This window comes from Pseudomonas sp. ICMP 460 (assembly GCF_002723595.1).
Lineage (GTDB): Bacteria > Pseudomonadota > Gammaproteobacteria > Pseudomonadales > Pseudomonadaceae > Aquipseudomonas > Aquipseudomonas kitaguniensis.
In genome coordinates, this window is the sequence record NZ_LKBR01000068.1 from 12,396 (window position 1) to 24,640 (window position 12,245).

The 12,245-nt window shown below is 59.5% G+C and carries 16 protein-coding genes, 1 tRNA gene and 1 pseudogene; 5 read left to right on the forward strand and 13 right to left on the reverse strand.

Annotation, left to right across the window (positions count from 1 at the left end; all coding sequences use genetic code 11):
* Window positions 1–138: 138 nt before the first annotated feature.
* Window positions 139–1,155: a DUF4917 family protein gene (locus AO240_RS25030; protein WP_099240094.1), complete on the reverse strand. Its 1,017-nt coding sequence runs from the start codon at window positions 1,153–1,155 to the stop codon at window positions 139–141.
* Window positions 1,156–1,278: 123 nt separating this feature from the next.
* On the opposite strand from AO240_RS25030, the gene yiaY reads away from it, so the two are divergent.
* Window positions 1,279–2,427 carry an L-threonine dehydrogenase gene (yiaY, locus tag AO240_RS25035; protein ID WP_099240096.1) on the forward strand — a complete coding sequence of 383 codons (1,149 nt, stop codon included), beginning with the start codon at window positions 1,279–1,281 and terminating at the stop codon, window positions 2,425–2,427.
* Window positions 2,428–2,519: 92 nt separating this feature from the next.
* Window positions 2,520–3,194, forward strand: a complete 675-nt coding sequence (locus AO240_RS25040; protein ID WP_099240098.1) for an NAD(P)H-binding protein — start codon at window positions 2,520–2,522, stop codon at window positions 3,192–3,194.
* A gap of 28 nt (window positions 3,195–3,222) precedes the next feature.
* Here the strand turns inward: AO240_RS25040 and AO240_RS29115 are convergent.
* A pseudogene (locus tag AO240_RS29115) lies at window positions 3,223–3,418 on the reverse strand (DMT family transporter); the annotation flags it as partial.
* A gap of 78 nt (window positions 3,419–3,496) precedes the next feature.
* On the opposite strand from AO240_RS29115, the gene fos reads away from it, so the two are divergent.
* The 3 genes from fos (at window position 3,497) to AO240_RS25060 (ending at window position 5,252) form a co-directional block, all read left to right on the forward strand.
* On the forward strand, window positions 3,497–3,907 hold the full coding sequence (gene fos, locus AO240_RS25050; protein ID WP_099240100.1) for a fosfomycin resistance glutathione transferase: 411 nt from the start codon (window positions 3,497–3,499) through the stop codon (window positions 3,905–3,907).
* Window positions 3,908–3,961: 54 nt separating this feature from the next.
* The gene (locus tag AO240_RS25055; RefSeq protein WP_099240102.1) at window positions 3,962–4,603 is read left to right on the forward strand and encodes a LysE family translocator; all 642 of its coding nucleotides are present in this window, start codon (window positions 3,962–3,964) and stop codon (window positions 4,601–4,603) included.
* Window positions 4,604–4,724: 121 nt separating this feature from the next.
* A complete protein-coding gene (locus AO240_RS25060; protein WP_099240104.1) occupies window positions 4,725–5,252 on the forward strand; it encodes a DUF4142 domain-containing protein in 528 nt (175 codons plus the stop codon).
* Window positions 5,253–5,306: 54 nt separating this feature from the next.
* On the opposite strand, the gene AO240_RS25065 is transcribed toward AO240_RS25060, so the two are convergent.
* From AO240_RS25065 to AO240_RS25115, 11 genes are all read right to left on the reverse strand, one after another.
* Window positions 5,307–5,732: a low affinity iron permease family protein gene (locus AO240_RS25065; protein WP_058413315.1), complete on the reverse strand. Its 426-nt coding sequence runs from the start codon at window positions 5,730–5,732 to the stop codon at window positions 5,307–5,309.
* A gap of 112 nt (window positions 5,733–5,844) precedes the next feature.
* Entirely contained in the window at window positions 5,845–6,345 is a 501-nt protein-coding gene (locus tag AO240_RS25070) for a methylated-DNA--[protein]-cysteine S-methyltransferase (protein ID WP_099240106.1), read from the reverse strand.
* An 88-nt stretch (window positions 6,346–6,433) separates the two neighbouring features.
* On the reverse strand, window positions 6,434–6,844 hold the full coding sequence (locus tag AO240_RS25075) for a type II toxin-antitoxin system HicB family antitoxin (RefSeq protein ID WP_058413313.1): 411 nt from the start codon (window positions 6,842–6,844) through the stop codon (window positions 6,434–6,436).
* A gap of 21 nt (window positions 6,845–6,865) precedes the next feature.
* Window positions 6,866–7,048, reverse strand: a complete 183-nt coding sequence (locus AO240_RS25080; RefSeq protein WP_058413312.1) for a type II toxin-antitoxin system HicA family toxin — start codon at window positions 7,046–7,048, stop codon at window positions 6,866–6,868.
* Between the two features lie 214 nt (window positions 7,049–7,262).
* Entirely contained in the window at window positions 7,263–7,568 is a 306-nt protein-coding gene (locus AO240_RS25085) for a DUF6482 family protein (RefSeq protein WP_099240108.1), read from the reverse strand.
* Window positions 7,569–7,591: 23 nt separating this feature from the next.
* Window positions 7,592–8,116 (reverse strand): DUF3833 domain-containing protein, encoded by a 525-nt coding sequence (locus tag AO240_RS25090; RefSeq protein WP_099240110.1) that lies wholly within the window; start codon window positions 8,114–8,116, stop codon window positions 7,592–7,594.
* Window positions 8,117–8,310: 194 nt separating this feature from the next.
* Window positions 8,311–8,384 (reverse strand) — tRNA-Gly (locus AO240_RS25095).
* A gap of 95 nt (window positions 8,385–8,479) precedes the next feature.
* Window positions 8,480–9,364: an alpha/beta fold hydrolase gene (locus AO240_RS25100; protein ID WP_099240112.1), complete on the reverse strand. Its 885-nt coding sequence runs from the start codon at window positions 9,362–9,364 to the stop codon at window positions 8,480–8,482.
* 98 nt (window positions 9,365–9,462) lie between these two features.
* A complete protein-coding gene (locus AO240_RS25105; protein WP_099240114.1) occupies window positions 9,463–10,146 on the reverse strand; it encodes a 16S rRNA pseudouridine(516) synthase in 684 nt (227 codons plus the stop codon).
* Window positions 10,146–10,358, reverse strand: a complete 213-nt coding sequence (locus tag AO240_RS25110) for a cysteine-rich CWC family protein (protein WP_058413307.1) — start codon at window positions 10,356–10,358, stop codon at window positions 10,146–10,148. The genes AO240_RS25105 and AO240_RS25110 overlap by 1 nt, the downstream gene beginning before the upstream one ends.
* A gap of 152 nt (window positions 10,359–10,510) precedes the next feature.
* Window positions 10,511–12,133 (reverse strand): methyl-accepting chemotaxis protein, encoded by a 1,623-nt coding sequence (locus tag AO240_RS25115; RefSeq protein ID WP_099240116.1) that lies wholly within the window; start codon window positions 12,131–12,133, stop codon window positions 10,511–10,513.
* Window positions 12,134–12,245 lie beyond the last annotated feature (112 nt).

Consider the following 12,245-nt stretch of genomic DNA (forward strand, 5'->3'; position numbering starts at 1 on the left):
TCCTTCTTGACGAAGCACGACGTAGAAAAGTCGCGGATCATATCGAGAATTATTATCATTTGTCGCGCTATATTAGGTCTCTACACCTGTTTAAAGGGCAGCAGAACCCCGCTTTAGCTAGCCGCTGGGTGCAGGTGATCAGCGTTCGACCGGCACTGACAGCGCAGAACTGCCCAGCGGGTGAGTGCGCGCCGCGAAGAACTTCAAGTGCACTCCGGTGCCATCAAACAACTCCGAATAACGGCGCTTCTGCTGGCGGATAAACCCGTCGCTGCGCCCCGATATCGAAATGGCCAGCGTGGTCAGGTTGGCCTGACGAAGCGCATCCACCAAGTGTTGGTCCTGTGGCCCCAAGCCATGGCCGAAGATGCACAGCGCGCCTTCATGGCTGAGCAATTGCTCATAACAGAACGACAGATAGTCCGAGCTGCGGATGGTCTTGAGCTTCTCCTCGACCTTGCCTTCACTGACAAACAGCGGCACGTCGTCGAGGGTCTTGATCGTGTTGTTGATCGCAAAACCGCTGAGCAACGTGCTGTCGGTGGTGGGCAATTTGCGCGCGGTGCCGTCGAGGTTTCGCACCAGGTGCAGGCCGCCGTGCAGGTACAAAATGCGCGTGGCGTCGGTGTGGGTGTTGCGCAGGTCGAAGCTGGCGTCGGCGCTGCGAAACAGATCGTCAATGCCCGGCGTGTGCAGGATCGCCCAGTAGTTGAGCAAGTCGTAGTTGCTGGTGAAAACGCTGCGGTACTGCGCCAGTTCCGCGCTGATCGTCGCCAGCGTCGAGGGCTGTACCAGGCGCCATGGGATATGCACGGCGTGGATGGTATTGATCAACGCTTCCTTGATCGCGTAGTAGCGATTGCGCGGTGCCGCCGAGCTGACCGCCAGCGCCTTGTTGACCCGGCTGGTGGTTTTCAACGCGCCGAGGGCTTGCTCGAAACTGCGGGTTTGCAGGGCGTCGAACACGCTCAGTTCGGACGCGCTCAGCGGTTTTTCTTCGACGGTGCGGGCGTTTTCGAACAGCGAGTCGTAGGCAAAGTCTTCCCAAATGACCCGGCTGGCGCCGTTGCCGATCAGAATCCCGTTGAAGTCGACGGTGCTGCGCAGTTCGCTCCAGTCTTCAAGGTGGGCGTCAATATCCTGGAAATCCTTCATTGCGGCGGGTCTACTCAAAATCGGCTGAAGGGTAACTTTATCACGAGCCAGCGTTGATCCTGGTCAATATGCCGCAGGCCACTGAGGTTGATGCTGTCGGTATAAAGCCTCTGAGGATTCGCCATGAGCAGCACCTTCTTCATCCCCGCCGTCAACATCATGGGCACCGATTGCCTCGACGAAGCCATGCTTGCGATCCGCAATTACGGCTTTCGCAAAGCGCTGATTGTCACCGACGCCGGCCTGGCCAAGGCGGGCGTGGCCGGCATGATCGCCGAGAAACTCGCGCTGCACGACATCGAGTCGGTGATCTACGACGGCGCCAAGCCCAACCCGAATGTGGAAAACGTCGAGAACGGCCTGGCGCTGTTGCAGCAAAGCGCCTGCGACTTCGTGGTGTCGCTGGGCGGCGGCTCGCCGCACGACTGCGCCAAGGGCATCGCGCTGTGCGCCACCAATGGCGGGCACATTGGTGACTACGAAGGTGTCGACCAATCGGGCAAACCGCAACTGCCGCTGGTCGCCATCAACACCACCGCCGGCACCGCCAGCGAGATGACCCGGTTCTGCATCATCACCGATGAAACCCGCCAAGTGAAAATGGCCATCGTCGACCGCAACGTCACGCCACTGCTGTCGGTCAACGACCCGGCGCTGATGGTCGGCATGCCCAAAGGCCTCACCGCCGCCACCGGCATGGACGCCCTGACACACGCCATCGAAGCCTACGTGTCGACCGCCGCCACGCCGATCACTGACGCCTGCGCCATCAAGGCTATCGAACTGATCAGCGCCCACCTGCGCACGGCGGTGCACAACGGCAGCGACAAGGCCGCACGCGAAAACATGGCGTATGCGCAGTTCCTCGCCGGGATGGCGTTCAACAATGCGTCGCTGGGTTTTGTGCACGCCATGGCGCACCAACTCGGCGGCCTCTACGACTTGCCGCACGGCGTGTGCAACGCGGTGCTGCTGCCGCACGTGCAAAGCTTCAACGCCAGCGTCAGTGCCCAGCGCTTGAGCGATGTGGCGCGCGCGTTGGGCGCTGACATCAAAGGCAACACACCGGAGGAGGGCGCCCAGGCCGCCATCGTCGCGATTCGCACCTTGGCCGTGGATGTCGAGATCCCGGCCGGGTTGCGCGAATTGGGCGCCAGGTTGCAGGACATTCCGCTGCTGGCCGCCAATGCGTTGAAGGATGCGTGCGGCCTGACCAACCCACGGCGCGCCGATCAGCGTCAGATTGAAGAGATTTTTCGCAGCGCGTTCTAAAGGGCGCAGTCGCACGCTGCACGCGTTAAGCTACAGGTTGAGCGGCATCCAACTTGAGCATGAAGCGTGCGGCTTGCCGCTGAGGTCCCCTGATGAGAGTTCTGCTATTCGGCGCCACCGGCATGGTCGGCCAAGGCGTGCTGCGCGAGTGCCTGCTGGCCGCGGACGTACAGGAAGTCGTCGCCGTCGGCCGCACGCCGTTGACCCAGGAGCATGGCAAGCTGCACCAGGTATTGCATAGCGACATGCTCGACTTCCACCCGCTGGAAAACTTGCTGCAAGGCTTTGACGCATGCTTTTTTTGCCTCGGCGTGTCGTCGGCAGGCATGAATGAAACCCGCTACACCCACCTCACCTATGACCTCACGCTGTTGGCCGCCAGCACCTTGGCGCGGCTCAACCCGCAGATGACGTTTATCTACGTGTCCGGCGCCGGCACCGACAGTACCGAAGCGGGCAAGTCGATGTGGGCGCGGGTCAAAGGCAAGACCGAAAACGCCTTGATGCGCCTGCCGTTCAAGGCGGTGTACGTGTTTCGACCGGGAGTGATTCAGCCGTTGCACGGTGTGCGCTCAAAAACCCCGCTGTATCAAAGGTTTTATGCCGTGCTTGGGCCGTTGCTCTCGGTAGTGCGCCGGCTCAAGCCAGGCTGGGTGGTGAGTACCGAAACCGTTGGCCAGGCGATGTTGGCCGCAGTGCGCCATGGCCCGCCGCACGCGGTGGTGGAACAAGCCGAAATCAACCGTTTGGCCAGCGAGTCACGTTGACTGCGCGGTTTGCCTTGCACAAGGCTGATCAGCCCGCTGTTGCAAGGCCGCGCGCCGGTGTGGCGCCGAACTGAATCAACGCGACCGCCAATCAACAGCAGCGTTCCCAGCACTCGGGTTGTCATCAATTGGCGCTCCACCAGGCCAAACAGGCCGAAGTGATCGAGTAGCAGTGAGGCGAACATCTGCCCGGCGATGGCCAACGCAATAAACCCCGACGCGCCTGCGATTGCGGGTTGCAGTGGTTGATCGAACAGGTGCAGGGTGTGGTGTCCGAAGGCAGCCCATAACAGGAAAAAATCATGCTCTGCGGCCTCAACCACCTGACCCTTGCGGTGACCGATTTGAAGCGCAGCGTCAGCTTCTACCATGAGCTGTTGCAGCTTCGGCTCGATGCCACCTGGGATAACGGCGCGTACCTCTCGTTGCCGGGATTATGGCTGTGTTTGTCGCTCGACCCGTCGCGCTCCTCAGCGCCCATGGCTGAATACACGCACTACGCGTTCACCGCGCATGTGGATGATTTCAGCGCACTGGTGGCGCGCTTGCGAGCCGGCGGTGTACAGGAATGGCGCGACAACCGCAGCGAAGGCGCGTCGTTTTATTTTCTCGACCCCGACGGGCATAAGCTTGAAGCGCATGTCGGCGATTTGGCCTCGCGTTTGCAGGCCTGTCGCACCCAGCCTTATGCAGGAATGAAGTTTTACCCGTAGCCACAGAACGGGCAGAATCCATCCACCTCTCAACCGTTTGTCAGAGTCCTAGCCATGACGCCATCCTTGTTGCTCGCTGTACTCGCTTCGGGTTTTATCTACGGGATTACGCCTGGCCCGGGCGTGCTGGCAGTGTTCGGTATTGGCGCGGCTCGCGGGCGTCGCGCTGGCGCGGGTTTCCTGTGTGGGCATTTGCTCGGAGACGTGGTGTGGTGCAGTACGGCGTTGATCGCCATCGTTGGCGCCCGCGAAATCGGCAGCAGTGCGTTTGATGTACTCGGTGTGCTCAGCGGCGTGTATTTGTTCTGGCTTGGCTGGCGCGCTATTCGCACCCAGCGGCGCAGCGGCGATACCGCTCAAGGTGCCGCGCGGCATCCATTCTGGCACGGTATTTTGTTCGGTCTGACCAACCCCAAGGCCTACCCGGTGGCAGTGGCGACGTTCACCGCGCTGCTGTCGAGCCGCGCTGAATTGTTAACGTGGTCGATGCTGCCCTGGTTGATCTTCCTGAGCTTCGTCGGCGGCGTGCTGGCCTACGCGATTTTGATCGGCGTAGTCGGCGCCCAGCGAGTGCGCACGGTGTATCAACGCCATGAAATTCTGATCACCAGGCTCTGCGGGGTGATGTTTATCGGCTTCGCGATCAATGCGCTGGCGCACGCATTACCGGGGCTTTTCGCGAGCAAGCCAGCCTGATGCGACGAAGACCGTTCGTCGCACTGGCAAGTTTTTTCTAAACCTTTGTCGCCCATGAAATTCGAATTCAGGGCAGGGCAGTATTGCGCCTGCACTTATTTTTGCCCTGGAGGAACCCATCATGAGCCGCATGGCTATCCGGTTACGCACCGCCAGTTTCGCGATGCTGCTGGGCCTCGGCGCCAGCAATGCTTTCGCCCAGACGCCTGCTGAATTCATCGAGCAGGCTTCGGCCAAAGGTATGGCCGATATCGAAACCAGTCGCATGGCCCACGCCAAAACCTCGTCCCAAGAGATCAAGGATTACACCATCGAGGTGATCAACGAGCGCACCCTGGCCAACCAACACTTGGCAGCCATCGCCAAGAAGCTTGACCTGCCGGTAGCGCCGCGCGAGAAGATCGTCGACAAGGCGGAAACGCTGATGCCCGAACTCAAGGACGGCGATTCTTTCGACGCCGCTTACACCGCGCAACAGGTCAAGGAAAACGAAGACGCCATCGCCCTGTTCAAAAAGGAAGGCGCGGCGTCGAATGTGCCGGAAATAAAGGCGCTGGTGGATGAGACACTGCCCAAGCTCGAAGAGCGCCTGCAAAAAGCCCGCGCCCTGGCGTCGACCTACGGTAAAAGTCATCAAGGCGACGGTTGAACCCGTGACTTGAAATGAAAAAAACGGCGGCTGGACATGTCTAGCCGCCGTTTTTTATGCCTGGTTCAAATTGGTTTTATTCGGTGCCGCATCGTCGACGGCTTCACCGCAACTGCTGTTGAGGTTGATGCTGCCGGTGGCGCCGATGCTGCGGTAATCATTGCGCAGTTTTTCGAGCTCTTTGCGGTCGAGGCCGTCGAGGCTCAGCACAGCGCTCTGCGCATCCTTGGAGACACGCAGCAGCTCGTCGATCTTGATGTGCAGGATGTCGTTGTCGCGGTTTTGCGTGTTCTGGATCAGGAACACCATCAGGAAGGTAATGATAGTGGTCGAGGTGTTGATGATCAGCTGCCAGGTGTCGTTGTAGTGGAAATAGGGGCCGCTCAAGCTCCACAGAAAGATCAGCGCGACGGCGGCATAGAACGTCCGAGCGCTGCCTGCCCAGCGGGACAGGGATTGCGAGACTGCGGAGAATTTCATGACCGTTTTCCTTAATGGGGTGGGTGATGAACGTATGGACCGCAGCACTCTTCTGAAATTTCTTTTTACAATTAACCGGGTGGCAAAGTTGTACGTTTTTGTCGCCGAGCCGCTAGAACGCCAGTTCCGCCTGGCCTGTGCCTTCCAGTGCAAGCAAATACTGCTTGGCCGCCAGCCCACCGGCGAAGCCCGTCAGCGCGCCTGAAGCGCCAATCACGCGGTGGCAGGGCGCAACAATCGAGATTGGGTTGCGCCCATTGGCGGCGCCCACCGCGCGCACGGCGCTCGGGTTACCTATCTGCCGGGCGATCTGGCTGTAGCTGCGGGTTTCGCCAAACGGTATCGTCAGTAGCGCCTGCCAGACTTGCTGCTGAAAAAGCGTGCCGGTGAAGTCCAGTTCCAGTGCGAATTGAGTGCGCGTGCCGGCAAAATATTCCTCTAACTGGCGCTCTGTTTCCAACAGCACCGGGCTGTCGTGGCTGTGGTGCAACTCACCCAGGCGCACGCGGTTGGCGCGCTCGTGTTCCCACAGGATCGCGTTGAGCTTGCCATCATGCGCCACCAGCGTGAGCTGGCCGACAGGCGAGGGCATTAGTGTGTATTGGTAAAGCATGAGCGGGCTCCTTGGCGCAGGTGTGGTGTGAATCTAGAGCACCTTGCCCGGCATAGAACTACATTTCTTGCGGTTGAATTCGATTCGATCACCGGCCCTGTTGCAGTACCTTGAGCGCCGCCGACGCCAGAAACCCCGAACGGCTTTTTTCTTCAGGGTGATTCAGCACGTATTCATCGATGCGGTTCAGCAGATAACCCGGCAGGGTAATGTTCAGCTTCTGCGCTTTACCCAGGTACCGGGTGACATCGATGTCTACCACTGCCCACGTGCAGCCGGCGTACTGCGGGTTGGCCGCATGCAAGGTAACCTTTTGCGCGGCGGGAATCGGCGAGCCCTCTTCGGCGAGGATTTCGAAGTGCCCTTCGATGGCTTCGCGCGCCATGGCCATGGCGTCGTCCAGGTCATCGCCGGCCGAGTAGCAGCCAGGAATATCCGGAACCTCCACGCCCCAGGCGTGCGCTTCGTCACCGGTTGAAATTGCGATCGGGTAAAGCATGTCTGTTGCCCTCCGGGGCGGTTAACTCAACAAGGCCTGTTTCAAAATGCTCTTGGCAGTTTTGTCCAACAGGTCTTTCCTGGGATGAGGAATCGTGACTAACCCAGGTTTCGTCGGGTGTTTAAAGTGGTGATGACTGCCCCGGGTGCGTACCAGATACCAGCCGTCCGCCACAATGTGACCTATCAAATATCGGCTATCCACAGCACCTCCTTGTGGTGTGTGTTAGTGGTGACTATAACCACTAAAAATAAATTATCAACACTCTACCTACCGACGGTCGATGACCGGCGCTTCGGTGAGCGTTGAATGCAGTGTATGAGCCCCTGGAAACGGCGCCGGACAGAGGTGTTGCGAGGTCTTTCGCAGGCGTTACCGAGTGTGTAAAACCTGCGCGAGAAAGGCGAAAAACGCCTGATTAAAGAGAAGAAGCCAGCGTAAATGGAATACGCAACGCGCCAATCGGGCCTTCTCGTACACCGCACATTTCGTCGTGTACGCAGTGCTGCACCAGCACACATGGAAACGGCGGAACCCGCTGCAACAGGTCGCGCAGATGCGTGGTGGAGCCGATGCGCAGCGGCTTGCCGTCATGGTCGAGCAGCGTCATCTCGGCGTGATCCAGCCGGATACGCGCGATATAAAAGCCACCTTCCAGCGACAGCAACTCCAGTTCACGTACCTCGCCTTTCACGGCGAGGTCGGTCAGCATTTGTATATTCATGATTCACGCTCGCTTCGGATCGTTTATTGGCGACGAAAGAACAAGGTGACCTGGCCCCATTCGACGCCGAATTTGGACATGCTGGAACGGTTGATCAGCGTGTCCTCGTCCATCAGGTACATCCAGTCGTCAAAGCTGACTTCGTACACCGAGCCATCCACTGGAAGGTTGAGGCGGTAGCGCCAGCGCAGCGCGTTGCCCGCGACTTCGCCGATAGCCTCGCCGACCACATCCCCAGCCCGCCCGCGCCAGCGCCCCGGACCGTCCGGCGTAAGCGTCCACACCCGCTGCTGGCGCGTGCCATCGCTGTAGAGGAAGCGTTCGTCGAGAATTAAAGTGTTGCCCTCACGCCGGCTGGCGATATTCACCTCAAAGCGCTTGGCCACTTCGCCCGAACGCTTCTGGAATATGCCCCACGCCTTCACCGGCTTGCTGAAGAAACGCTCCAGGTCCAATTGCGGTTGCTGGTCTGCATAGTGGTCGACCCCTACGCTGCCGCAACTGCTTACACTCAATACCAACAACAATGAAACCAGTAGACGCGTCATTGTCCGGCTCCGTGGTCGTGCGTGGCGCAGCGCCAACGCTCGGTATTGATACTTGTACAAAATAATTGATTTGTACAGGTTTAGCGTCGCTGATCTCTGTTATCTCAAATCGCGGGCATAAAAAAACCGGCCTTCAAAGACCGGTTTTTTGGGCTTGCTTCGTCGAAAACAGGCTGACGCGAGCGAAATCTGAGTGGAGCGGGTAGAGGGAATCGAACCCTCAACTAAAGCTTGGGAAGCTTTCGTTTTGCCACTAAACTATACCCGCTCAGAGCGGCTGACTTTGTACCAGATGTTTGCCGCAATTTGAAGTTTTTCTTCGAAAAATGTGTGGGTTGCGCGCACTCGCCGAACGGCCCGGTTTCATATCGCCCACGCATGCTGTGTGTGATCACGGTGATAACGCAACTGGCCCACCTGCCGTTGCGGTTTTAAAAAGCCTACCACCGCCTCCCGGCTATCCCGACACGCCGCCTTATGCTCCATGTCCAGAAAATGCCCGGTCGCCTGAATAGTGCTGAAGCTGCTGTCAGGCACATGCTGGGCGAACAGCCTGGCATCTTCGGCGCTGGTGTACTCGTCCCATTCGCCATTTAAAAACAGCACCGGAATATCGATCTGCCTGGCTGCCTTGAGGTAGCACAGTCGATCACTGTTGAGTACGTGGCTGATGTGGAAGTGCATCTGCCCGTACTCGTGCTCGGCCAGGCTGCTGACGTGTTTGTGGTTGAAGCGTTTGAACAGCGACGGCAGGTGTTTGCCGAGGGTGCTGTTGACCAGGTGGCCGACGCGGTCGCGGTCGAGGTTGCCGAGGTAGTCGACGCCGCGTTCAAGGTAATCGCGCATCGGCGCGTTGATCGCCGGCGAGAACGAGCTGATCACGGCCTTTTCTACGCGGCGGGGCCGGTGGGCGAGGGCGATCAGGGCGGCGGCGCCGCCCCATGAAAACGACAGCACGTGTTCGGCGGCGAAGTGGTCGATGAGTTCCAGGAGGATCTGGCCTTCAACTTCCTTGGTCAGCATCTGCTCATGGCGGTTATGGATTTTGGAGCGACCGGCGTAGGGCTGGTCGTACAAAACCACATTGAATTGCGGGTACAGACTTTTCACGGTTTGGGCGAAGGATGCCGTAGTGGCCATGGAGCCGTTGACCAGGATGATGGTCTTTTCAGTAGCGTCCGCGCGATAGAACTCCGTGTAAACCCGATACTGACCCTGTATATCCAACACAGCGATTTCTGGCCTCATGTCGTAAGACTCCTGGCAAGCGGGTAGGGCGCGCAGATCACTCTGCACAAGCTTTGTGACAGGTAGGCATACGCCTGAAAAGTCAGCGCCCAGGTCGGTCAGATTTCGTCGTCGGTCAGTGCACGGTACTCGCCCGGCGCCAGTGCTGCATCCAGCACCCATTTGCCGATTCGCTCTCGATGCAGGGCGATTACCTTATTATTGAAATGCCCGAACATGCGTTTCACCTGGTGATAACGCCCTTCGATGATGCTCAGGCGCGCCGTCCTCGGGCCGAGCAGTTCCAGCTCGGCGGGGTGGGTGGGGAGGTCTTCAAACGCAAAATCCCCCCCCGCCGCAAACGTCAGCGCATATTCAGGCCCGATATCCTGCTCGGTTTGAACCCGATAGACCTTGGGCAGTTTGGTCTTCGGTTGCGTCAAGCGTCGTGACCATTGGCCGTCGTTGGTGATCAGCATCAGCCCCGTCGTGTTGAAGTCCAGGCGGCCGGCAATATGCAGTTCGCCTTTGTCCGGTACATCCAGCAGGTCGAGTACGGTGCGGTGGTGGGGGTCCGAGGTGGCGCTGACGCAGCCTTGGGGCTTGTGCAGCATGAAATAGCGCGCCGGTTTGCCTGCCTGCAACACCTCGGTGTCGACGCACACGCGGCTGAATTCGCGCACTTCATGGTGTGGGTCGCTGACAGCGATGCCATCGACCGTCACCCGCCGTTCAACCAACAACAAGCGCACTTGCTGACGATTGAAACGCGGCAGGTTGCTGAGGTAACGGTCAACGCGCATTACGCAGGCTCAGCCCCACGCAACTGCACATCCACCTGAGCGCAACGCGGGCACAGGCAGGCGGTGTTGCGCAGTGCATCGGGCAGGGCTTGGAGCACCGCAGGGTCGATAGTGACGCTGTAGCACCAGCAGGCTTGGTCGGCGGTGCGCGGGTCGGCCAGGGTGCAGTCGTTGCGGGCACCGCAAGCGGGGCAAAGCGTGGGTGTGGTCATCGTTCAGTTCAGGCAGGCGTCGGGCAAGGCCGCAGTTGCCTGCACGATACAGCGCCGCGCCGCTATTGCAAGCTGCGCAGGTAGCGGCGCCAGCCGTCGTAAGGCCGACGCCTGTTCGCCAAGCTGGCGCGCAGGCATCGGTAATGCAGCGCCTAGAGCTGGAACTTGCTGACCAGCGTATTGAACGAGGTGGCCAGGCGCGACAGGTCTTGGCTGGAGGCGTTGGTCTGGTGGGCGCCGGCGGCGGTCTGGGTCGACAGGTCCTGGATGTTAAGCAGGTTGCGGTCTACTTCGCGCGCCACTTGGGCCTGCTCTTCGGAGGCCGAAGCGATCACCAGGTTGCGTTCGTTGATTTTCGACACGCTGGCAGTGATTCGCTGCAGCGCTTCGCCGGCGTTTTCCGCCAGGCTCTGAGTGTTGTTCGCCCACGTCAGGCTCTTGTTCATCGCGGCCACCGCTTCGTCGGCGCCAACCTGGACCTCGCCAATCATTTTTTCAATATCGACCGTGGAGGTTTGGGTGCGATGCGCCAACGCCCGCACCTCATCGGCCACCACTGCAAACCCTCGGCCTTGCTCGCCGGCACGCGCGGCTTCGATGGCAGCATTGAGCGCCAGCAGGTTAGTCTGGTCGGCGATGCCACGGATCACGTCAATCACCTTGCCGATCTCGCGCACCTGGTTGGCGAGGTCCACGACCGATTGCGTCGAGTCGTTGATCTCGACCACCATCGAACCCATCCCCGACACGGCCTGCTCCACTTGCTTGCGCCCATCCTCGGCTTCGGTGGTGGCCTGGCGGGAAGCTTGCGACGTCGACACAGCATTGCTCGCCACTTCGTCTACCGCCGCCGTCATCTGGTTCACGGCCGTGGCTGCTTGTTGAATTTCGTCATTCTGGCGCGTCAGGCCACGCGTGCTTTCATCGGTGACGGCGCTCAGTTCTTCGGCTGCCGACGCGAGCTGGTCGGACGCATTGGCGATTTCCAGCAACGTACTTTTCAAGCCGCCCTGCATGTCGGACAGCGCCATCAACAGCAGCCCGGCTTCGTCGTTGCGCTCGGTGAGGATGGGCTGGGTGAGATCACCTTTGGCAATGCGTTGCGCGCTCTCTACGGCTTGTGCGATAGGGCGGGTGATCAGGCGGGTGATCAGCAAACCCACCGTGATTGCGATGATGAACGCCAGCACAATGCCGCTGATCATCCAGGTCAACGCGCTGCCGCGTAGCTCATCGGCGGATTCGGCGCCTTCTTTGATCTGGCGGTTATTGGAGTCGATCATCACGCGGATCAGCTCGCGCGCCTGCCTGAAGAGTTCATTGTTGGAGGAGTTGAGTTGCGCGCGCGCCTGTTCAGTCTTGCCGGTATCCATCAACCCGATAATTTGCTCGGAGTTGCTGACGTAGGCGGGCCAGAGCAGATCCAGCTTGTCACCGGCAGCCCGTTCATCATCTTCAAGCGGCGTGGCGCGGTAAGTGGCATAGGCGTCTTGGCTGCGCTTGAGTTGGTCGGCGATATCCTGGCGGACACGGTCGCGGTCTTGCGCGGCGACGTCGCCATGGCTGGCGTCGAGCAACCGGTACAGCCCACGGTTGTGGGCGACAAAGCCATTCAGGGTGGCTGCCGTATTACTGACCGATACAAGGTTGTTGGAGAAGGTTAAATCCAGAGCATTGGCGAGCCGAACGACCCCTTTGATACCCAGTAAACCCACCCCCAGGGTGACGAAAGCGCACAGTACAAACGAAAGCAACAGCTTGGTTGAGATTTTCATGGGTCGAATCCAGCGGTAGTAATAAAAGGGACCTCGCGCTGGCGCTCCGTGTCCAAAGGCGATGTCACAGTGACATCACTGCAAATGCAGAAGTTTCAGCCAAAATAAAATG